Source organism: Promicromonospora sp. NPDC059942 (assembly GCF_042731755.1).
Taxonomy (GTDB): Bacteria; Actinomycetota; Actinomycetes; order Actinomycetales; family Cellulomonadaceae; genus Promicromonospora.
This window is the reverse complement of the sequence record NZ_JBHWLR010000029.1, coordinates 13,782-32,813: the sequence shown is the minus strand read 5'-3', so window position 1 is coordinate 32,813 and position 19,032 is coordinate 13,782. Positions and strand designations below refer to the sequence as shown.

At 73.7% G+C, this 19,032-nt stretch carries 18 protein-coding genes and 1 riboswitch; of the genes, 5 read left to right on the top strand and 13 right to left on the bottom strand.

Annotation, left to right across the window (positions count from 1 at the left end):
• The first annotated feature begins 166 nt into the window (after window positions 1-166).
• Window positions 167-661, top strand: coding sequence for a YbaK/EbsC family protein (locus ACFV9Q_RS27205; protein ID WP_377237023.1), 495 nt, complete (start codon window positions 167-169; stop codon window positions 659-661).
• A gap of 15 nt (window positions 662-676) precedes the next feature.
• Here the strand turns inward: ACFV9Q_RS27205 and ACFV9Q_RS27200 are convergent, their stop codons facing one another.
• The 10 genes from ACFV9Q_RS27200 to ACFV9Q_RS27155 all read right to left on the bottom strand — a co-directional run bounded on the left by ACFV9Q_RS27200 (window position 677) and on the right by ACFV9Q_RS27155 (window position 10,375).
• Entirely contained in the window at window positions 677-1,228 is a 552-nt protein-coding gene (locus ACFV9Q_RS27200) for a hypothetical protein (protein WP_377237022.1), read from the bottom strand.
• A 150-nt stretch (window positions 1,229-1,378) separates the two neighbouring features.
• A complete protein-coding gene (locus tag ACFV9Q_RS27195; protein ID WP_377237021.1) occupies window positions 1,379-2,272 on the bottom strand; it encodes an SMP-30/gluconolactonase/LRE family protein in 894 nt (297 codons plus the stop codon).
• A 258-nt stretch (window positions 2,273-2,530) separates the two neighbouring features.
• Window positions 2,531-3,121, bottom strand: a complete 591-nt coding sequence (locus ACFV9Q_RS27190) for a cysteine hydrolase family protein (protein WP_377237020.1) — start codon at window positions 3,119-3,121, stop codon at window positions 2,531-2,533.
• A complete protein-coding gene (locus tag ACFV9Q_RS27185; protein WP_377237019.1) occupies window positions 3,118-4,545 on the bottom strand; it encodes a purine-cytosine permease family protein in 1,428 nt (475 codons plus the stop codon). Before ACFV9Q_RS27185 ends, ACFV9Q_RS27190 begins: the two co-directional genes overlap by 4 nt.
• Window positions 4,546-4,654: 109 nt before the next feature.
• Window positions 4,655-5,494: a C40 family peptidase gene (locus ACFV9Q_RS27180; RefSeq protein WP_377237018.1), complete on the bottom strand. Its 840-nt coding sequence runs from the start codon at window positions 5,492-5,494 to the stop codon at window positions 4,655-4,657.
• Window positions 5,495-5,497: 3 nt separating this feature from the next.
• Window positions 5,498-5,650, bottom strand: a riboswitch (cyclic di-AMP (ydaO/yuaA leader).
• 207 nt (window positions 5,651-5,857) lie between these two features.
• On the bottom strand, window positions 5,858-7,222 hold the full coding sequence (locus ACFV9Q_RS27175) for an FAD-binding oxidoreductase (protein ID WP_377237017.1): 1,365 nt from the start codon (window positions 7,220-7,222) through the stop codon (window positions 5,858-5,860).
• An 85-nt stretch (window positions 7,223-7,307) separates the two neighbouring features.
• Window positions 7,308-8,291: an ornithine cyclodeaminase family protein gene (locus tag ACFV9Q_RS27170; protein ID WP_377237016.1), complete on the bottom strand. Its 984-nt coding sequence runs from the start codon at window positions 8,289-8,291 to the stop codon at window positions 7,308-7,310.
• Window positions 8,288-9,310 (bottom strand): proline racemase family protein, encoded by a 1,023-nt coding sequence (locus tag ACFV9Q_RS27165; RefSeq protein ID WP_377237015.1) that lies wholly within the window; start codon window positions 9,308-9,310, stop codon window positions 8,288-8,290. The genes ACFV9Q_RS27170 and ACFV9Q_RS27165 overlap by 4 nt, the downstream gene beginning before the upstream one ends.
• A 52-nt stretch (window positions 9,311-9,362) precedes the next feature.
• Window positions 9,363-9,938, bottom strand: a complete 576-nt coding sequence (locus ACFV9Q_RS27160; protein ID WP_377237014.1) for a PIN domain-containing protein — start codon at window positions 9,936-9,938, stop codon at window positions 9,363-9,365.
• Window positions 9,938-10,375 (bottom strand): helix-turn-helix domain-containing protein, encoded by a 438-nt coding sequence (locus ACFV9Q_RS27155; RefSeq protein WP_377237013.1) that lies wholly within the window; start codon window positions 10,373-10,375, stop codon window positions 9,938-9,940. The genes ACFV9Q_RS27160 and ACFV9Q_RS27155 overlap by 1 nt, the downstream gene beginning before the upstream one ends.
• A 234-nt stretch (window positions 10,376-10,609) precedes the next feature.
• On the opposite strand from ACFV9Q_RS27155, the gene ACFV9Q_RS27150 reads away from it, so the two are divergent.
• Window positions 10,610-11,368 (top strand): SDR family NAD(P)-dependent oxidoreductase, encoded by a 759-nt coding sequence (locus tag ACFV9Q_RS27150; RefSeq protein ID WP_377237012.1) that lies wholly within the window; start codon window positions 10,610-10,612, stop codon window positions 11,366-11,368.
• A gap of 56 nt (window positions 11,369-11,424) precedes the next feature.
• Here ACFV9Q_RS27150 and ACFV9Q_RS27145 read toward each other — a convergent pair whose 3' ends face one another.
• Complete coding sequence (locus ACFV9Q_RS27145) at window positions 11,425-12,051, bottom strand: hypothetical protein (RefSeq protein ID WP_377237011.1); 627 nt, start codon at window positions 12,049-12,051, stop codon at window positions 11,425-11,427.
• Between the two features lie 254 nt (window positions 12,052-12,305).
• On the opposite strand from ACFV9Q_RS27145, the gene ACFV9Q_RS27140 reads away from it, so the two are divergent.
• Genes ACFV9Q_RS27140 through ACFV9Q_RS27130 form a run of 3 tightly spaced genes read left to right on the top strand, consistent with a single transcriptional unit; the run spans window position 12,306 to window position 16,423 of the window.
• Window positions 12,306-14,363: a serine hydrolase domain-containing protein gene (locus tag ACFV9Q_RS27140; RefSeq protein WP_377237010.1), complete on the top strand. Its 2,058-nt coding sequence runs from the start codon at window positions 12,306-12,308 to the stop codon at window positions 14,361-14,363.
• A 3-nt stretch (window positions 14,364-14,366) separates the two neighbouring features.
• Window positions 14,367-15,767 carry a sensor histidine kinase gene (locus ACFV9Q_RS27135; RefSeq protein ID WP_377237009.1) on the top strand — a complete coding sequence of 467 codons (1,401 nt, stop codon included), beginning with the start codon at window positions 14,367-14,369 and terminating at the stop codon, window positions 15,765-15,767.
• An 8-nt stretch (window positions 15,768-15,775) separates the two neighbouring features.
• The gene (locus ACFV9Q_RS27130) at window positions 15,776-16,423 is read left to right on the top strand and encodes a response regulator (protein WP_377237008.1); all 648 of its coding nucleotides are present in this window, start codon (window positions 15,776-15,778) and stop codon (window positions 16,421-16,423) included.
• Here the strand turns inward: ACFV9Q_RS27130 and ACFV9Q_RS27125 are convergent.
• Window positions 16,396-17,895: a flavin-containing monooxygenase gene (locus tag ACFV9Q_RS27125; RefSeq protein ID WP_377237007.1), complete on the bottom strand. Its 1,500-nt coding sequence runs from the start codon at window positions 17,893-17,895 to the stop codon at window positions 16,396-16,398. The two genes, ACFV9Q_RS27130 and ACFV9Q_RS27125, sit on opposite strands and share 28 nt — an antisense overlap.
• Window positions 17,892-18,899 carry a hypothetical protein gene (locus tag ACFV9Q_RS27120; RefSeq protein WP_377237006.1) on the bottom strand — a complete coding sequence of 336 codons (1,008 nt, stop codon included), beginning with the start codon at window positions 18,897-18,899 and terminating at the stop codon, window positions 17,892-17,894. The genes ACFV9Q_RS27125 and ACFV9Q_RS27120 overlap by 4 nt, the downstream gene beginning before the upstream one ends.
• Between the last annotated feature and the right edge of the window lie 133 nt (window positions 18,900-19,032).

Below are 19,032 nucleotides of genomic sequence, written 5' to 3'. Positions count from 1 at the left end.
GGGGGGGGGGGGGGGGGGGGGGGGGGGGGGGGGGGTGGCTCCTTCCCCAGGGGGGGGGGAGGGAAAAAAGGCAAGCGCCCGCCCGGGGGACGGGGGCACCCCCCCACTCCGGCGGGCGCGGCCAAAACGAGTGGGGCGGGGGCGGTCAGGTGTCTAGGATCGCCGCATGTCGAACTCCGTGCCCGCGCCGATCCACCCCGCCGTCGAGAAGGTCACCGCAGCACTCGCCGAGGCGGGCGCCACCGGCCAGGTCCGCTGGCTGGACGACGCCGCGACCACCGCAGCACTCGCTGCCGAGTTCCTCGGCATCGGCGTCGGCCAGATCGCGAACTCGCTCGTGTTCCTGTTCGACGGGACGCCGACCCTCGTGCTGACCTCCGGCGCCCACCGCGTCGACACGGACTGGCTGGGGGAGCAGGTGGGCGCCACCATCACGCGGGCGTCGAAGGAGCAGGTCCGGGACGCGACGGGCCAGGTCATCGGCGGCGTCGCGCCCGTGGGTCACCCGGCGCCCGTGCGCACCTACATCGACACCGCACTCGGCGCGTACGACGAGGTGTGGGCTGCGGCCGGGCACGCCAAGACGGTCTTCCCGACGACGTTCGACGAGCTGGTCCGCATCACGGGCGGCACCCCGACGGCGGTCACCCCCGAGGTCTGACGCGGCCTGCGGCCGTCAGCCGAGCGCGCCGCTCCCCGCCACGAGCGAGATCGTGCCCAGCACCAGGAACACCGGGGACGCCAGGATGCCGCACCAGAAGCTTGGGGCCGCGACCCGGCTGGGCAGGAACAGGCTCGCGACACCCGCGGCGGTGATGAGCACCGCCGCGAGCATCAGGATGGGCTGCTCGAACACGAGGGCCAGCGGTGCGAAGTGGGTGCCGACGACGATCGGCACGGTCGGCGCCAGCAGGTGCCGGCGGTCGGTGCGCGCGTAGAAGATCGCGAGCCCGGCGATGACGGCGACCTCCAGCCAGAACACCACGATGTAGGCGATCATCGCGGGGTTGCCCGAGGCCATCGCCGTGGGGGTGTCCCAGTTGCGGATCAGCGTCGGCAGGCCGAGGCCGAGCAGCACCAGGCCGCCCGCGCTGAGGGCGCCGAGCACGACCCGCCAGACGACGCCGGCCGGCGGCCGCTCCTGCGCCCACCCGGCCCACACGAACGTGACCGTGCCGAACAGCACCGCGGTGAACACCAGGTCACGAGCGAACTCCAGGGTCAGCATCCCGGACCACCTCCGGGCGCAACGCTAGCGAACAACACGCCCGATTTGTGCGGTTAGCGGCTGACTCGCATTCAGCAGGCTCCAGGCGACCACCCACGCAGGCTTAATGGACGTCTGGCGCCTGCTGAACGAGGGTCAGCAGCGCCAGCCTCAGCGCAGCCCCGTGACCGTCACCCGGATCGACAGCAGCAGGTTGGTCGCCGTCACGAACAGCACGTTGCGCTTGGCCCCGCCGAACGTGAGGTTCGAGCAGACCTCGGGCAGCAGCAGCTTGCCCAGCAGCGTGCCGTCGGGGTCCAGGCAGTGCAGGCCGTCGTGCGCGGCCGCCCAGATCCGGCCGCCGTCGTCGACCCGGACGCCGTCGAACGTCCCGGCGTCGCAGGTCGCGAGCACCTCGCCACCGGACAGCGTCAGGTCCGGCCCGACGTCGAAGCGCCGCAGGTGCTTGCGCTCGCTGTCCGCGATGTAGAGGGTGCGCTCGTCGGCGGAGAAGGCCAGACCGTTGGGTCCGGCGAAGTCGTCGGCGACCCGGGTGACCGAACCGTCCGGGTCCCGGCGGTAGACGTGGGTGCCCCCGGCCTCGGGCACGGCGGCGAAGCCCTCGTAGTCGCTCTGGATCCCGTAGGTCGGGTCGGTGAACCACACGCTCCCGCCGCTGTGCTCCACGAGGTCGTTCGGGCTGTTCAGGCGCCTGCCCTCCCAGCTGTCGGCCAGCGTGGTGACGCTCCCGTCGGGCTCGGTGCGCGTCACCGACCGGCTGCCGTGCTCGCACTGGAGCATCCGGCCCGCGCGGTCGACGGTGCGCCCGTTGGCGTAGCCGCCCGGGCTGCGCCACACGCCGACGGCGCCCGTGGCCTCGTCCCACGCGAGCACCCGGTCGTTCGGGATGTCGCTGAACAGCAGGGTCCGCCAGGCCGGCGAGTACGCCGGGCCCTCCAGCCAGCTGCCCTCGTCGAAGAGCACCTCGGCGTACGTGTCGCCGCGCACGGGGGCGAACCGCTCGTCGTGGCGCTCCCACCGGGCGCGGATCCTGTTGACGGTCACGTCTGTCCTCCTGTGTCCGGTTGCTTGCTTGTGACAGGTGCCAGGCGACGTGTACGGGACCCGAGGGTGCCGGGTCCGCTGAACGTCGTTCGGCCTGGCTCCGAGTAGTTCACCCTGGATGGACTGTTCGGTGCAGCCAGATAACGCGGGTCCCGGCCGAACGCAATTCAGCCCTCCCGGCACCCCTCGCCTTCGTGCTGTGTACCCCGGAGGCCCGCGTGACCAGGCCGTCCGTCCCGGGCCTGCCCGACGCCGGCCTCAGAGCGCACCGAGCATGTCGGCCACCGTCGCGACCTCGATCAGCGGGGCGTACAGCCGCATGATCTCCAGGGCACGCTCGTGGTTCTCCGGCGTCGAACCTGCGCACGCGTCCTCGACGACCAGCACCCGGCGGCCCGCGTCGGCCGCGGCCAGCGCCGTGGAGATCACGCAGCAGTCGGTGGCCACGCCCGCCACCACGAGCGTGCCGGCGTCGCGCGTGGCGGCCGCCAGCTCCGGGCCCCACTTGCCGAAGGTGGTGCGCGTGACGACGGGCGCGCCCGCGGCGACGACGTCGGCGAGGTCGGTGATCTCGTACAGCGGGTCGTCCTCGGGCACGAGCGCGAACGGCCACTGGTCGAAGTAGGCGCGCCAGGCGCCGTCGGGCACGGCGGGGGCGACGTACCGCGTCAGGACGGTGCGGCCCGTGAACGCGGGGAGCAGGCGCCGGGTCCCGGCGAGCGCGCGCGGGTAGTCGGGGGAAGCCCACGGGCTGGGCGGGACGGCGAACACGTCCTGCATGTCGATCACGACCAGGGCGGCGTCCGGCCCGACGACGTCCGGCCCGACGGCGTCCGCACCGCTGCTCATCGCTCCTCCTGCCGCCGCACCGCGCGGGCGCTGAGCAGGAGCGTCCCGGCGAACCCGATCACCAGGGCGACGAGCACGCCGAGGTTGGCCCACGCCCAGTCGCCGTCCGTCCCGCCGAGGGGGCCGAGCAGGTAGCCCTGCCACTGCAGCCAGGGCGCGTAGGTGTTGGTCACCAGGCCCCAGCCGATGCCGGTGCCGACGACCACGAGCAGTACGGCGGCCCAGTTCACGGACCCGTACCGGCCGGCGGGGTCGTACAGGTCGGCGTCGGCGTAGTCGCGGCGGCGCAGCAGGATGTCGGCGAGCAGCACGCCGCACCAGGCGGCCACGGGGACGCCGAGGGTGATGAGGAAGCCCTGGAAGGGGCCGATGAAGGAGTCGGCGACGAAGACGACGTAGATCGCGCCGACGACCATGAGCGCGCCGTCGATCGCGGCGGCCACCCAGCGCGGCGCGGGCAGCCCCAGGGAGAGCAGCGCGAGCCCGGAGGAGTAGATGTCGAGGGCGGCGCCGCCGATCAGCCCGGCCAGGGCGACCACGATGAACGGGATGAGGAACCAGGTGGGCAGGATCGTGGACAGGGCGCCGATCGGGTCGGCGCCGATCGCCTCGTTGAGCACGGGGTCGGAGCCGGCGAGCAGCAGGCCGAACACGAGCAGGACGACGGGGGCCAGCGAGGCGCCCAGCGTGGTCCACCCGACGATGCCCCGCCCGGATGCGGAGCGCGGCAGGTAGCGCGAGTAGTCGGCGGCCATGTTGACCCAGCCGAGTCCGAAGCCGGTCATCATGAACACGAGCCCGCCGATCACCTGCGGGCTGCCGCCGGCGGGGATCGCGGCGACCGCGGCCCAGTCGATGTGGTCGAGCACCAGGACGATGTAGACGACGGTCAGCACGGCGGTCAGCACCGTGATGACGACCTGCAGCCGCATGACGAGGTCGAAGCCGAAGACGCCCGCGACCACCACGATGCCCGCCACGACCACGAGGGCCACGACCTTGGTGACCGTGCCGCCACCCCATCCGAGCGTTCCGAGCACGGTCGACGTCGCGAGCGTGGCCAGCGCGACGAGCACCGTCTCCCAGCCGACCGTGAGGATCCACGACAGCAGCGAGGGCAGCTTGTTGCCCCGCACGCCGAACGCGGCCCGGGAGAGCACCATCGTGGGCGCCGACCCGCGCTTGCCGGCCAGCGAGATGAACCCGCAGAACAGGAACGACACCACGATGCCGATCGTGCCGACCACGACCGCCTGCCAGAACGACACGGCGAACCCCAGCAGGTAGGAGCCGTACCCCAGGCCGAGCACCGAGACGTTGGCCCCGAACCACGGCCAGAAGAGGTTGCGCGGCGAACCGCGCCGTTCGGCCTCGTCGATGGTGTTCAGGGCATTGGTCTCGACGCTCGTGGGCGCGCTGCTCATGGTGGCGATCCTGCCACGACGCACGAAGGGCCCGCACCGTGCTGGTGCGGGCCCTTCGAGCCGTGCGATCCGGAGGCCGGCTCCGGTGGAGCCGGGACGCCCGGAGGTGTCAGCTGATCCGGAGGTAGACCGGGCTGTCCTGCCAGATCTTGGACTCCCGGACGGTCTGGCCGGGGACCGGGGCCTCGATCTGCATGCCGTTGCCGGTGTAGATGGAGACGTGGCCCGGGGACCAGATGATGTCGCCCGGCAGCGCGTCGGCCGCGGAGACCTCGGTGCCGGAATTGCGCTGCGCCGCCGAGGAGTGCGGCAGGGTGATGCCGATCTGGGCGTAGACGTAGGACGTGAAGCCCGAGCAGTCGAACCCGGCGGGGGTCGCACCGGCCCAGACGTAGGGGACGCCGAGGTACTGCATCGCGATGTCGACGATCTTGGACCCGGAGCTGGCGGCCGGGGCTGCCTTCTCCGCGGGCTTCTCGGCGACGGTCGTCGCCTTGACCTCCTGCTTGGCGGGCTCGGCCTCGACGACAGGCTCAGCCTCGACGACGGGCTCGGGCTCCGGCTCCGGCTCGGGAGCCGGCGTCACCTTGATGGTGCCGGTCTCCAGCGCGAACTCGCTGTCCGCGGCGACCTTCACAGCGGGGGCGGTGTCCACCTTCGCCGTGGTCAGGGCGGCGGTGGCCACCTCGGCGTCGGTCGACTTCTGCGTGGCGTCCTGGACGGCGTCGCGCACGGCCTCGAGCTCAGCGGTGTTCGTGCTGGGGTCGTTCGCGGGGGCGGCGTTGGCCGGGATGCCGAGCAGGGAGATGAGGAGTCCCGATCCGGCGGCGACGACCGCGCCACGGCGGGCGGTCGCGGAGATGCCGCGGGATGCGGCACGGGAGATCGGGGTCAGCGGGGTGAGGGGTGCGTGGGCAGCACGATGGCGCCCGGGCATGCGTGTGGTCACAGCAATTTCTCCCGGCGCCTACGAGGTGAGCTGTCGGATTCGGATCGGAGAATGACCCGGCCGCGTCCTGCTGGTGCGGCTTCACCCCAAGGGCACCTGGCGGTGCCCACGTACTTGGTTCCCCCGTCCCTGTCATCTGTTCAGAGCAGTCTCGTGACGGTGACAGGGCTCGGCGTCCACCACGAGTGCCCACGGAATTCCCCGCGAGCGGGACCGACCGTAGCCCGCCTGGGCCCGAAAGTCACGATCGCGTTACGGACATCCCGGTCGGCGCTGGAGCTATTGACCGGAATGTCCGACCTACGCTAATGCGGTGGGCGCCGTACGGATCGAGGACGGTGCCCACCGGGCCGAAGGTCCCGACTAGGACATCTGTCCAGGTCGCACATTGTGGTTCCGGGCGAACAGGTTGCTCGGGTCGTACTGCCGCTTGACCGAGGCGAGCCGCTCGTAGGTCGACTTCGGGTAGACGTCTGTGACGTCCGTCTCATCCGCTGTCGTGAGGAAGTTCGCGTACGCCCCGCTGAGATACGGAGCCAGCCGGCCCCAGAGCCCGTCCAGCACCGGCCGCGCGGCCTCGATCACGGGTGCCGGGCCCCCGGTGAAGGTCGTGACCATGAGCTCCGCACCCCGGTGGGCGTACGCGGTGGCGTCGCCCGGCACGCGGGACACCGCGCCGCCGAGGCTCCGGATCGAGATCGACGGCGCGCCCGGCGACGTGCCGGTCTCGGCGAGGATCCGCAGGGTCTCGGCGACCGACTCCTGGTCCACGAGGCCGTCGTGGGCCACCACGTGGATGCCGGGCGGCGGCGTCCCGCCCTCCACCAGGACGTCCGCGTAGGCCATCAGCTCGACGTCGTCCGCGACGACCGTCCCGAGCTTGCGGAGGGGCTCCAGGGCCCGCGCCGCGGCGTCCGCGTCGTCGCCGTCGAACGCCACGTGGATCTCCACCGGCGCCTCCGGCCCGCCCGCGAGCGGGTTGGCGAGGTTCGCGATGGAGGTGAGCTCCTCCGGCGCGGTGCGGAGGTAGTCCGCCCAGCCCTGGAGCACGGTGGCGGCCTCGGCCGCGGGGAACGAGACCTTGCCGAAGAAGACGCGCGTGGTGCGGTGCGCCGCGAAGTCGAACGACGTCACGACGCCGAAGTTGCCGCCGCCGCCACGGATCGCCCAGAACAGGTCCGGGTGCTCGTCGGCGCTCGCGGTGACGACGTCGCCGTCGGCGGTGACCACCTGGGCGGCCACGACGTTGTCGAGGGCCAGCCCGTACTTCCGGACCTTCCAGCCGATGCCGCCGCTCAGCGTCAGGCCGCCGACGCCGACGCTCCGGGTGTCGCCCGAGGAGATCGCGAGGTCGTGCGGGGCCAGCGCGTCCACGACCTGGCCCCAGTTGGCGCCGCCGCCGATCCGCACGAGGTGGCGCGCGGGGTCGACAGGGTCGGCTGCGAGCACCTCGACGTCGGCGAGCTCGCCGAGGTCGATCACGATGCCGCCGTCGTTGGTGCTGAAGCCGGGGAAGCTGTGGCCGCCGCCGCGGACCGACAGGGCGAGCCCGGAGTCGGAGGCGAACCGGACGGCTGTCTGCACGTCGCCGACGGTCTTGGGCCGCAGGACGTAGGCCGGGCTGCCCGCGACCAGGCGCGAGCGCGCCACCGACTCGTAGTCGGCGTCGCCCGGCTCGATGAGGTCGCCGCCGAAGTCGCGGCGCAGGGTGTCGAGTGCTGAGGTCATGACGTTCCTTCCAGGCTGGTGTGCCGAACAAAGGTGTCGACTCGCCAGGCCTGGAAGATGTGACCGGAGGGCTGCGTGACCTGGGTCACGCGCCAGATGGCGCGCCCGCGAGCACCGCCTCGGCCACCACGAGGTCCTCCCACGACATGCCGGTGGTCTTGACCACGAGCGGCCGCGCCGGGTCGGGGCGGACGGCGCCGGTGACGACGTCGCGCATCGGCACCAGGTCCTCGGCCGCCAGGGCGCCGTCCGCGATCGCGAGCACGACGTCGCCCGCCTCGCGCAGCGCGGCGCCCGGGTCCTCGACGACGACGGTGCCGCGCGCGAGCAGGTCCGCGGGCAGCTCCCGCGCGCCGGGCTCGTGGGAGCCCACCGCGATCACCACGGCCGCGTCCGCGATCAGCGCGGCGTCGAACAGCGGCTCGCGGGCCGACGTCGCGCACACCACGACGTCGGCGGCGCGCAGCGCGTCGTCGGAGCCCGGGCCGCCCAGCCGGACGACGGCCGCACCGGCGATCCGCGCGCCCTCCGTCCGGGCGACCCGTTCCGGGTCCCGGACGAGCTGGGTGACCTCGCCCAGCGGCCGACGCTCGCCCAGGGCGTCCGCGAGCGTCGCGACGTGCCCGTGCGCCTGCGGTCCGGCACCGATGACGGCGACACGCAGCAGGTCGGCGCCGAGCGGGGCCGTGCCCTCCAGCAGCCGGTCCAGCACCGCCGCGACCGACACTGCGGGCGTGCGCAGGGTGGTCAGCGCGATGCCGTCCAGCATCGCGACGACGCCGAGCGTGGCGGCGTCGAGCAGCAGGTAGGAGCCCTGGACGCGGGGCAGCCCGCGGGCCGCGTTGCCCGGGGCGACCGCCGCGACCTTGATCCCGACGTGCGCCCGGTCGCCGCCGCCGTCGGACGGCATGAGCAGCAGCTCGCCGGCCGCCACCGGCACGCCCTGGCGGGGCAGGTCGGCGGCCGGATCCAGCCCGGCCACCAGGGCGGCGCGGAGGGCGGCGACGGCGTCGGCGGGGGAGCAGGCGGCGGCCACGGCCGCGGCGTCCAGCACGCGGGGCGCGCTCATCGCAGCACGAACCCGGGCACGAGGGTGTCGGCGGGGTCGACCACGAACCGGTGCTCGCCCGTGCGGTATGCCGTGCCGGTGACCTGGGGGATCACGGCGGGCAGGTCGCCCACCCGCGCGGTCCCGACGACGGCGCCCGTGAACGTCGAGCCGACGATCGAGGTGTGCTCCAGCACGGGACCGCCGACGCCGACCCGGCCGTCGTCGGCCAGCACAGCGAGCCGGGCGCAGGTGCCCGAACCGCAGGGCGACCGGTCGACCTGGCCGTCCGCGAACACCGTGACGTTGCGCTGGCGCACGGTTCCGGCGGTGTCGACGCCGAGCTCCTCGAACAGGATGGTCCCGTACACGCCGCTCAGGCGCGGGTCGGTGGGGTGGACGGCGCGGCCGCCGGCGTCGAGCGCGTGCTTGATCTCGCGGCCCACGGCGATGAGGTCCGCGTAGCTCGCCGGGTCGACCGACAGGCCGAGGCCCGCGGCGTCGACGCTCGCGTAGATCGCGCCGCCGTAGGTCAGGGTCGCAGACGCCGTGCCGCGCGCCGTGGGCACCGCGACGTCGCGGGCCAGCACGTAGCTGGGCACGTTCACGAAGTCGACGCCGACCGTGCGTCCGCCGGCCCGGTGCACGCGCGCGGTGACGCGCCCGGACGGGACGTCCACGACGACGTCGACGGTCCCGTCGTCGGGCGCCGCCACCAGGCCGGTGTCGACGGCCCAGGCGCCCAGCGCGATGGTGCCGTGCCCGCAGGCGGTCGAGAACCCGTCCTTGTGCCAGAAGAGCACACCGAGGTGGGCGCCGTCGTCGTCCGGCGGCACGACGAACCCGCCGTACATGTCCGCGTGCCCGCGCGGCTCGGAACACAGCAGCCGTCGCAGCTCCTGGGCGTCGGTGCTCGTCAGGGCGCGGGCGCGGCGGTCGGCCACCGAGTCGCCCGGCAGCGGCACGGGCGGCTCCGCGACGATCCGGAACGGCTCGCCCGCGGTGTGGTAGTCGGTCGTGGCGACGGTCTGCGTGATCACGCGGCCATCCTCGGCCATCCCGGTGAGGGCGTCCACGGGCCAAACGCGCGGCTCAGAGAGCTGGATCGGCCGCCGTGATCGCAAGAGCGGTCCGTGGCGCCTCGACCTCAAGGCTCTTGAGCACGTCGGCGACGGTTGCGCCGTCCGGCCAGGTCGCGCTGATGTCGCGGACGATCTGTGTCAGGACTGCGACGTCGGCCTCGGCCAGCCTCAACAGGAACTCGTCAGGATGCTCGGCGCTCACCTCGTGGGGCCGCAAGATCTCCCGGGGGAAGTCCTTGAGGTTCTTCGTGACGATGATCCCCGCGCCAACCTGGATCGCTGCGGCGAGCACGTGCCGGTCGCCGGGGTCAGGAAGGTCGAGCGACTCGATCCGATGCTCGTACCCGCTCACGAGGACGTCGGGGATCGCCCGGTTCATCAGGGCCCGTGTCCGCGCCAGCCGCTCCGGGGCAAGATCTGGTCGATTGGCCGCGAGGTTGCGGAAGACCTCGTCCAGGATCTGATCGGTCCACCGCGGCGTCACACGTCGTTCGAGGCCTACCCGGATCAGGACGTCGCGGAGGGTGGACGGGTAGAGCACGTTGGCGTCGTACAGGACGGTCGGTGCGACCGCGGCTGGTGGCATCAGCTGAAGCCGAGCTCGCGGGCCTCCGCGGACAGCGCGTCGGCGGCCGCGCGTCGCTCGGCCTCGTCGGCGCGCATGTACGACACGAGCGACGCGGCCTGCACGCGGCGGTGGCTGCCGACGGTGCGGAACTCGATCTTCCCCGACTCGAGCAGGCCGATCAGGTAAGGGCGCGACACGCGCATCGCATCCGCCGCCTGCTGCGTGGTCAGCTCGGACTGGGTGGGCAGAACGGTCACACCCTCGCCCTGAGCGAAAGTGGACAAGATCTCGCTGAGGGCGGTCAGGGCGCTTCGGGGCACCACGACGTCACCACCCTCTGCGAAGCGCAGGTGGACCGGGCCTTCGCTGGCCAGGGCGCTCCTGAGATCACGGAGCGCCGACTCGGCGAGCTCGGCGTCGGACGGGTCTGGGACGAACGGCGTCGCTACGGACATCGCATCCTCCATTCGAAGCAGGTGAAACAAACGCAATATTCGAAGAATAGGCGGAGAGCGGGCGGATGGCCAGAGGGTGTTGGCACCGCGCGCGCCGGCTCGCGCCGTGGTGTGCTGAACGAGGCTGTCTGTCTCCTCACATCATGCGCATGCATGTAGTGGCCCGGGGCAACCATGGGATAGGACTGAAGGAGACGGCAGGCGCCGTCGGAACCAAGGCAAGGAGTGAGCGCGATGACCAGGGACCGTTTCCAGGGCAAGGTAGCGATCGTCACGGGAGGCGGCAGCGGCATCGGCGCGGAGATCTCCCGCGAGCTCGCCGCCGAGGGAGCCTCCGTGGTCGTGACCGACATCAAGCTGGAGTCCGCCCAGGGCGTGGTGGACCAGATCGTCGCCGCCGGCGGCACCGCGGTGGCCTTCGCGCAGAACACGGCCAAGGCCGACGACTCGCGCGCCGCCGTGGACTTCGCCGTCGAGCAGTACGGGGCGCTCCACCTCGCGGTGAACAACGCGGGCATCGGCGCGCCGCCCGCCAAGATCGGCGAGTACGACGTCGCGGCGTGGGACCGCGTGCGCGCCGTCGACCTCGACGGCGTCTTCTACGGCCTGCGCTACCAGCTGCCCGCGATGGTCGCGGCCGGCGGCGGCGCGATCGTGAACATGGCTTCCGTGCTCGGCTCCGTCGGCATCGCGGAGAACGCCGCCTACGTGGCGAGCAAGCACGCGCTCGTGGGCCTGACCAAGGTCGCCGCGCTGGAGTACACCGAGCAGGGCGTGCGCACCAACGCCGTCGGCCCGGGCTTCATCGACACCCCGCTCGTGCGAGCCTCGCTGAGCCCGGAGGCGCTGACGGCGCTCGAGAACGAGCACGCCAGCAAGCGGCTCGGCACGGACAAGGAGGTCGCGGCGCTCACGCTGTTCCTGCTCAGCGACGAGGCGTCCTTCATCTCCGGCAGCTACCACCTGGTCGACGGCGGCTACTCGGCGCACTGAGATAGACGGCAGGGCCGGCGGGTCGTTCCGCCGGCCCTTTCGGGGTCCGGCTCGGCTCAGGCCTTGTCCGCGGAGGCGGACGCCGGGGCGTCGTCCGACGTGGGTGCGTCATCTGGTGTCCGCGCGTCCTCCGACGTCGGCGCGTCCGTAGGCTCCGGAGCCTCGGACGGCGCCCTGCCGCCGTCCGCCGTCCGCGACCTCCGCGCCGCCCGCCGGGCCTTCCGCTCCGCGGCCTCGGCGTCGTCCTCGAACACGTCGTCGAGCGTCACGACGAACGTCGTGAACAGGGTCACGAGGATCGCGATGACCCACAGCGTCCACTGCAGGGGCGCGAACGGGATCAACGACCCGAGCCACCAGAACAGCCAGGCGAGGCCGCCGCCGACCAGGACGATGAGGACCGCCCCGATCACCTTGCCGGCGTCCAGCTTGCGGCGGGGACGGTCCTTGGTGACGCGCGCGCCGACCGCCCGGCGCGCCGCGCGGGTCGCGAGCTCGTTGACCGCCTTCTCCAGGGCCTCCTTGCCCTCGCCCTCGGGCATGTCCCGGTGGATGGTCACGAGCCGGGCGAGCTTGCGGTCGGTGCCGGGCACCACCCCGAGGAACGCCGCGAACGCCGACACCACGGCGCCGAGCGCGGGCAGCCCCACCGACAGGATCGACACAATCTCCGGGGTGATCACGGCGCAGAGCCTACCCACGGCGAGCCGCCTCCGACGGCGCGTCGACCACAGCATCTGCTGCCAGAACTCGCGGCCCGCTGGCAGCAACCGCTGTGCTCAACACCCGCTTGGGGGAGGGGCACTCCACCAAAGGTCGTAGGGCGGGTGTGGTCCTGCGGGCGATGTGTGCCGGCGGCTCGCTCGACAGGGTTGTCTCGTCCGGAAAAACACCCCCGGACCAGACCGAACACCTGCCGAGCGCGAGGAGCGCGACGATGTTCTCGTCCCACGACCACACACCCACCGAGCGGCCCGTCCGACGCCGCCCCCGAGCACTGGCGACCCTCGCCCTCCTCGGGGCGCTCGCCCTCGCCGGGGCACCGGCCGCCACGGCCGCCGCACTCCCGGCCGCACTTCCGGCGGCCCAACAGCCCACGCCGCCCCCGCCGGTCACCGCACCGGCCGGCGAGCACACCCTGGAGCAGTCCGACGTCGACGCCTGGCTCGACGGCCTGCTGCCAGCCGCCCTGGACAGCGGGGAGATCGCCGGCGCCGTCGTCACCGTGGTGCACGACGGCGAGGTGGTCACCACCCGCGGTTACGGCCACGCCGACACGGGCACCACGGGCGGCGAGGCCGTGCCGGTAGACGCCGAGCAGACCCTGTTCCGCCCCGGCTCCGTCTCCAAGCTCTTCACCGCCACGGCGGTGATGCAGCTCGTCGAGCGCGGCGACCTCGACCTGGACACCGACGTCGCCGAGTACCTCGACTTCGACGTGCCGCGCCGGTTCGACGAGCCGATCACGCTCCGGAACCTGCTCACCCACACGGCCGGGTTCGAGGAGCGCGTCGGTGGCCTCATCGGCTTCGGCGACCAGCCGGTGGTGCTCCGCGACGCCCTGGCCGAGGACCCGCCCGAGCAGGTCTACGCGCCCGGCACCGTCCCCGCCTACTCCAACTACGGCAACGCGCTCGCGGGCTACGTCGTCGAACGGGTCAGCGGCGTGCCGTTCGAGGAGTACGTGCAGCGCAACATCTTCGAGCCGGCCGGGATGACGTCGTCGACCTTCGTGCAGCCGCTGCCGGCCGCGCTCCAGGACCGCGTGTCGCAGGGGTACGCCACGTCGTGGGACGCCCCGGGGCAGTTCGAGATCGTCGGGACGCCGCCGGCCGGCTCGCTCACGTCGTCCGCCCCCGACATGGCGCGCTTCATGCTGGCCCAGCTCGGCGAGCCGGGCACGGGGTCGCTGCTGGAGCCCGACACCCTGGACCTGATGCACGCGCCCGCCCTCGACGAGACCACGCTGGGCGGCCTCGCCGCGGCACCCCGGATGGCACTCGGGTTCTTCGACGAGAGCCGCAACGGCCACCGGATCATCGGCCACGGCGGCGACACCCAGTTCTTCCACTCGCACCTCCAGCTCTACCCCGAGGAGCGCACGGGCATCTTCGTCTCCCTGAACAGCTCGGGCACCGGCGGCTACGCCACCATCCCGCTGCGCGAGGCCGTGCTGCAGGGCTTCACCGACCGCTACTTCCCGGCGGACGACGACGCCGCGGTCACCCCCGCCCCGGGCGTGACCGTCGACCAGGCCACCGCACGCGAGCACGCCGCGGCCGCCGAGGGCAGCTACGTCTCCTCGCGCGGCGTGCAGAGCAACTTCCTCGCGACCCTCGACGTCCTGAGCCCCACCACGCTCACCGCCACGGAGGACGGCCGCCTGCTCATCACGCCCGGCCCCGGCGCGACCACGCCCGCCCTCTACCAGGAGGTCGAACCCTGGGTCTGGCGTGAGGTCGACGGCCAGCGCACCCTCGCCATGCGCGTCGCGGACGACCAGGTCCAGGCGATCGTCTACGAGGGCGCCTTCACGCTGCTGCCCGGGCAGCCGGAGCGCGCCCAGGGCGTGGCGCTCCCCGTGCTCGCCGTGTCCGCGGTGATCCTGCTGGTGGCCGCCGTGGCGTGGCCGGTCGGCGCGATCCGCCGCCGGGTGCGCAAGGAGTCCCTGCCGCAGGGCACCGGGCGCGTCTCGCGGATCCTGACGAAGATCGCGGCCCTCTGCGCCGTGCTCGCCCTCGCCGGCTGGGCCATCACCGTCACGACCGTGATGAGCCTCCAGGACGTCCCCGAGGCGTCCCTGCGGCAGCTCCAGGTCGTCCAGGCGGTCGGCGTGCTCGGCATCGTCCCGGCCGCACTGCAGGTGGTCGGCGCCGTCCGGCACCGGCAGGGCTGGCGCCGTGTCGTGGGCACGGCCCTCGTGATGCTCGCCCTGGTCGGCGTCGCCTGGTTCGCCCTCGAGTTCCGGCTGCTCGCGCCGTCGGTATCGTACTGACCGATGTCCACGACAGGCGGGTCCACGACAGGCACTCCCACGACGGGCAGGCCCATCGTCGACGTCCCCACGGTGCTCGACGACGCGCCTCTCCCGGTGCGTCCCCGGCGGTTCGACGCGCTGCTGAACCGGGTGGGCCTGACCACCCCGATCTCGCGCGACGCACTCCTCGCGGCGGTCGTGCTGCTGCTGACGGCGGCCCTGCTGCTGGGCCTGTTCGAGTTCGTGCTCGGGATGGAGGGCCTGACCATCGGCCCGGCGCAGGGTGTGGTGCTCACGGTCGGCGCGTGCGTCCAGGCGCTGCCGCTCGTCCTGCGCCGGGTCCGACCCGTCCTCTGCCTGGGCCTCGTGGTGGCCTGCCAGGTGCTCATCATCATCGCCTCGCCCGACGACCTGTCCGTCGGCGGCATCCCGCAGATCATCGCCGGCTACACCGTCGGCACGCTGCTGCCCGTCCGCCGGGCACTGCTCGTCACGGGCGCCGCGGCCCCGGTCGCGGCGCTCGCCGCGGCCGGGACCGCCCTCGTGACCGGGAACGAACTGCTGGTGCCGGTGCTCAACCACCTCGTCTCGGGCCTGATCACCTACGTGGTCAGCGCGCTGGTCGGCAACGCGGTGGCCACCCGCCGCAACTACACCGAGCTGGTCCGGCTCCGGGCCGCAGAGGTGCTGCGCACGCAGCGCGCGACGACCCAGGCGGCGATCTTCGCCGAGCGGTCGCGCATGGCCCGCGAGCTGCACGACGTCGCGGCGCACCACCTCTCGGGCCTGGTCGTCCAGGCGGCCGCCGTCGAGCGGCAGATCGACAGCGACCCCGAGGCCGCGAAGAAGGGCACCGCCTGGATCCGCGCGCAGGGCAAGGAGACGCTCGACAGCCTGCGGCTCATCGTCGGCGTGCTGCGAGAGCGACCGGGCTCCGGCGGGCCCGGCGAGGACCCCCACGACGCGCCGCCGCCCGGGCTCGACTCCCTCGACGACCTGGTCCGGACGGCGCGCGCCCTGGGCGACGCCGTCGACCTGGACCGGGCGGGACGGCCGCGGCCGCTGGCCCCGATCGCCGACGCCGCGTTCTACCGGGTCGCGCAGGAGTCGCTGTCCAACGCGCGTCAGCACGCGCCCGGCGCGGCGGTGCGGATCGCCGTGCGCTTCGACGAGCGGGAGGTGGCGCTCGAGGTGACCAACGAGCGGGCGCTCGGGCGTGCGTCTGGGTCCGCGCCGGGCTCGGACCGCCGGGGCATGGGGCTGATCGGCATGGGGGAGCGCGCGCACCTGGTGGGCGCCGCGCTCAGCACCGGACCCACGCCGTCGGGCGGCTGGCGGGTGCGCCTCGCGCTCCCGTTGCACCACGAGGTCACGACCGCGACGCCGGCGCGCCCGGCGCTCGCCGAGGGGGGACAGGGATGATCAGGGTCATGCTCGTCGACGACCAGGCGGTGGTCCGGGCGGGGTTCCGGTTCCTCCTGGAGCAGGCCGACGACATCGAGGTGGTCGCCGAGGCCTCGAACGGCCCGGCGGCGGTCGAGCTCGCGCGCCGGCACCACCCCGACGTCGTCTGCATGGACGTGCGGATGCCGGGCGGCGACGGCCTCGCCGCGACCCGGGAGATCGTGGCGCGCGGGTCCGACACCGCCGTGCTCGTCGTGACCACGTTCGACCTCGACGAGTACGTGTTCGGCGCCCTGGAGGCGGGCGCGAGCGGGTTCATCCTCAAGGACTGCGAGCCGGAGGAGCTGATCGACGCCGTCCGCCGGCTCGCCGACGGGCACGGCCTCATCGACCAGGCGGTGACCCGCCGCGTCATCACGGAGTTCGCGCGCCGCACGGCCCCGCCCCGGTCCGCCGCGGACGAGGCTGCGGCCGCGGCCCAGCTCACGGCCCGCGAGGCCGAGATCGTGCGGCAGCTCGCGCGCGGGCTGTCCAACGCGGAGATCGCCCAGGAGCTCGTGGTCGAGACGAGCACCGTGAAGTCGCACCTCGGCCGCGCCATGGCCAAGGTCGGCACCCGCGACCGCCTCCAGACGGTGGTCTGGGCCTACCAGAACGGCCTGGTCCCGGGCTGACCGAGCCTGACCGGGAGCCCGTCCAGGGCGAACGGTGCCGGGTCGAACTCCCCGAACCGCTCCCGGAACTCCGCCGCGCGGCCCGGCCACAGGAGCGTCAGGCGGCCCGAGCGCTCGTCCACGTACCAGCTCCGGCAGCCGCCGCGCAGCCACACCGTCTCCGCCGCGCGGCGGTCCACCTCCGCGGTGTACGCCGCCTCGGCCGCCGCCGACACCTCCAGCGGTTCGCCCGTCGCGTCCAGGTGGTCGAGCGCGCCCAGCACGTAGCCGATCTGCGCCTCGATCACCTCCAGGGCCGAGTGGTGGCCGAGCCCCGCGTTGGGGCCGTCCAGCACGAACAGGTTCGGGAACCCGTGCACCACCGTCGAGGCGTGGCTCGTCATGCCGCCCGACCAGTGCTCGGCGAGCGTGCGCCCGTCGCGGCCCGTGACCAGGTGCGCGAACGGCGGGCGCGTGGTCTCGAAGCCCGTGGCCAGCACGATCACGTCCACCTCGTGCCGCGCGCCCGAGGCCGCGACCAGCGTGGACCCCTCGACTGCGACGGGCGCGCCCGGCTCCAGCGTCACGTGCGGCTCCTGGAGGGCCGGGTACCAGTCGTCGCTGAACAGCGCGCGCTTGCAGCCCACCGCGTAGTCCGGCGTGAGCAGGGCGCGCAGCGCCGGGTCCGGCACCTGGGCGCGCAGGTGCGCCAGCGCCCGCTCGCGCAGCTCGGCCTCCGCCGTCGTCCCCGCGATCCGCGCGTCGAACAGCCGCTCCGCCTCCGCGGCGAGCGCCGCGCGGTCGGGCGGCGCCTCGCCGGGCGCGTACGCCCGGTCCCCGCGCGGCAGCACCCAGGGCGGGGTCCGCTGCAGCACGACGACGGACGCCGCCCGCCGGGCCAGCTCCGGCATGAGCTGCACGGCGCTCGCCCCGGTGCCGACCACGGCGACGCGCAGCCCCGCGGGCAGCTCCCGGTCCCAGCGGGCGGAGTGGAACACCCGGCCCGGGAACGCGGCGAGCCCCGGGATCTCGGGCACGCGAGGCTCGCTCAGCCGGCCGACGGCGGTGGCCAGCACCCGCGCCGTCAGCGGCCCGCGCGACGTCGTCAGGCGCCACGTGGCGGCGTCGTCGTCCCAGCGAGCCGACGTGAGGTCCGTGCCGAGGCGCAGGTGCGGGGCCAGGCCTTCGGACTGGACGACGTCGCGGACGTACCCGTGGATCTCGGCGCCCGGCGCGAACACGCGGGACCAGGCGGGCTGCGGCAGGAACGAGTAGGAGTACAGGGCGCTCGGGATGTCGCACGCGACGCCCGGGTAGACGTTGTCGCGCCAGGTGCCGCCCACGTCGTCGGCCCGCTCCAGGACGGTGAAGCCGGTGCGCCCGGCCCGCCGCAGGCGCACGCCGAGCCCGACGCCGGCCAGCCCCGCGCCGACGACCGCCACGTCGACGTCGGGGGCCGGGCCGTCGTGCCTGTCCGGGTACGCCGCCGTCACCCCACCTGCTCGTACGTGGTGGTGCGCTGCCGCACCGGGCGGCCGAGCTCGGCGGCCAGCCGCGTCACGTCCGTGACCGTGAGCTCGCGGCCCTGCTCGGGGCCGGCGTCGGGGTCGAGCGCGCCGTCGAGCAGCACGCCGCCGAGGTCGTCGGCGCCGCCCGCGAGCACCCGCTGCGCGCCGCGCATCCCGAGCTTGGTCCAGGCGGCCTGTACGTGGTCGATGCGGCCCGCGAGCATGAGCCGCGCGACGGCGTGCAGGCCGCGGCTCTCGCGCAGGGTCGCGACGCGGGCGCCGGGCACGGGCACCGGCGACTCGGACGGCAGCCACGGCATGGGGATCAGCTCCGTGAACCCGCCGGTCGCGTCCTGGATCCGGGCCAGGACGCGCAGGTGTCGCACCTGGTCGCGCGCCGACTCGACGTGGCCGTACACGATCGTCGCCGTCGAGCGCAGGCCCGCGGTGTGCGCGGCGGTGACGAGCTCGACCCAGCGCTCGGCGGGGATGTCGGTGCCGCCCGTGAGGAGGTCGCGGACCTGGTCGTCGAGGATGCGCGCGCCCGTGCCCGGCACCGTGTCGACGCCGGCCTCGCGCAGGAGCGGCAGCCAGTCGGCGAGCGGCAGGCCGGCGCGGGCGGCGCCGTCGGCCAGCTCGGCGGGCCGGAACGCGTGCAGGTGCAGCCCGGGGCCGCCCTGCTTCACCGCCCGGGCGAGGTCGAGGTAGGCGTCGGCGCCGTGCGCCGTCGGCGGGAGGCCCTGCACGCACACCTCCGTGGCGCCCAGCGCGACCGCCTCGGCCGCGAGCTCCGCGACCCGTTCGGGCGGCAGGCCCAGCGACGCGTCGATGTTCCGGTTCACGGCGTATGTCACGGCGTCGCCGACCCGCTCGCGGCGCACCTGGTCGGCGAGCGCGGTGAGCTCCTCGAGGTCGGCGCCGTCGGCCCCGAGCAGCTCGACCCACCCGGCGTCGTCCACCCCACCGGAATCACGCTGAACGTCGCTCAACAACGACCCCAACCGCCCCGCTTTGTTGAGTGCTGGGTATTTGTTGGGGTTCTGGCCAGAAGCCCTCAAACCCCCCCCGCCTCCAACAAAAGGTGGGGGGGGAGGGGGGGGGGGGGAGGGGGGACCGACCCAG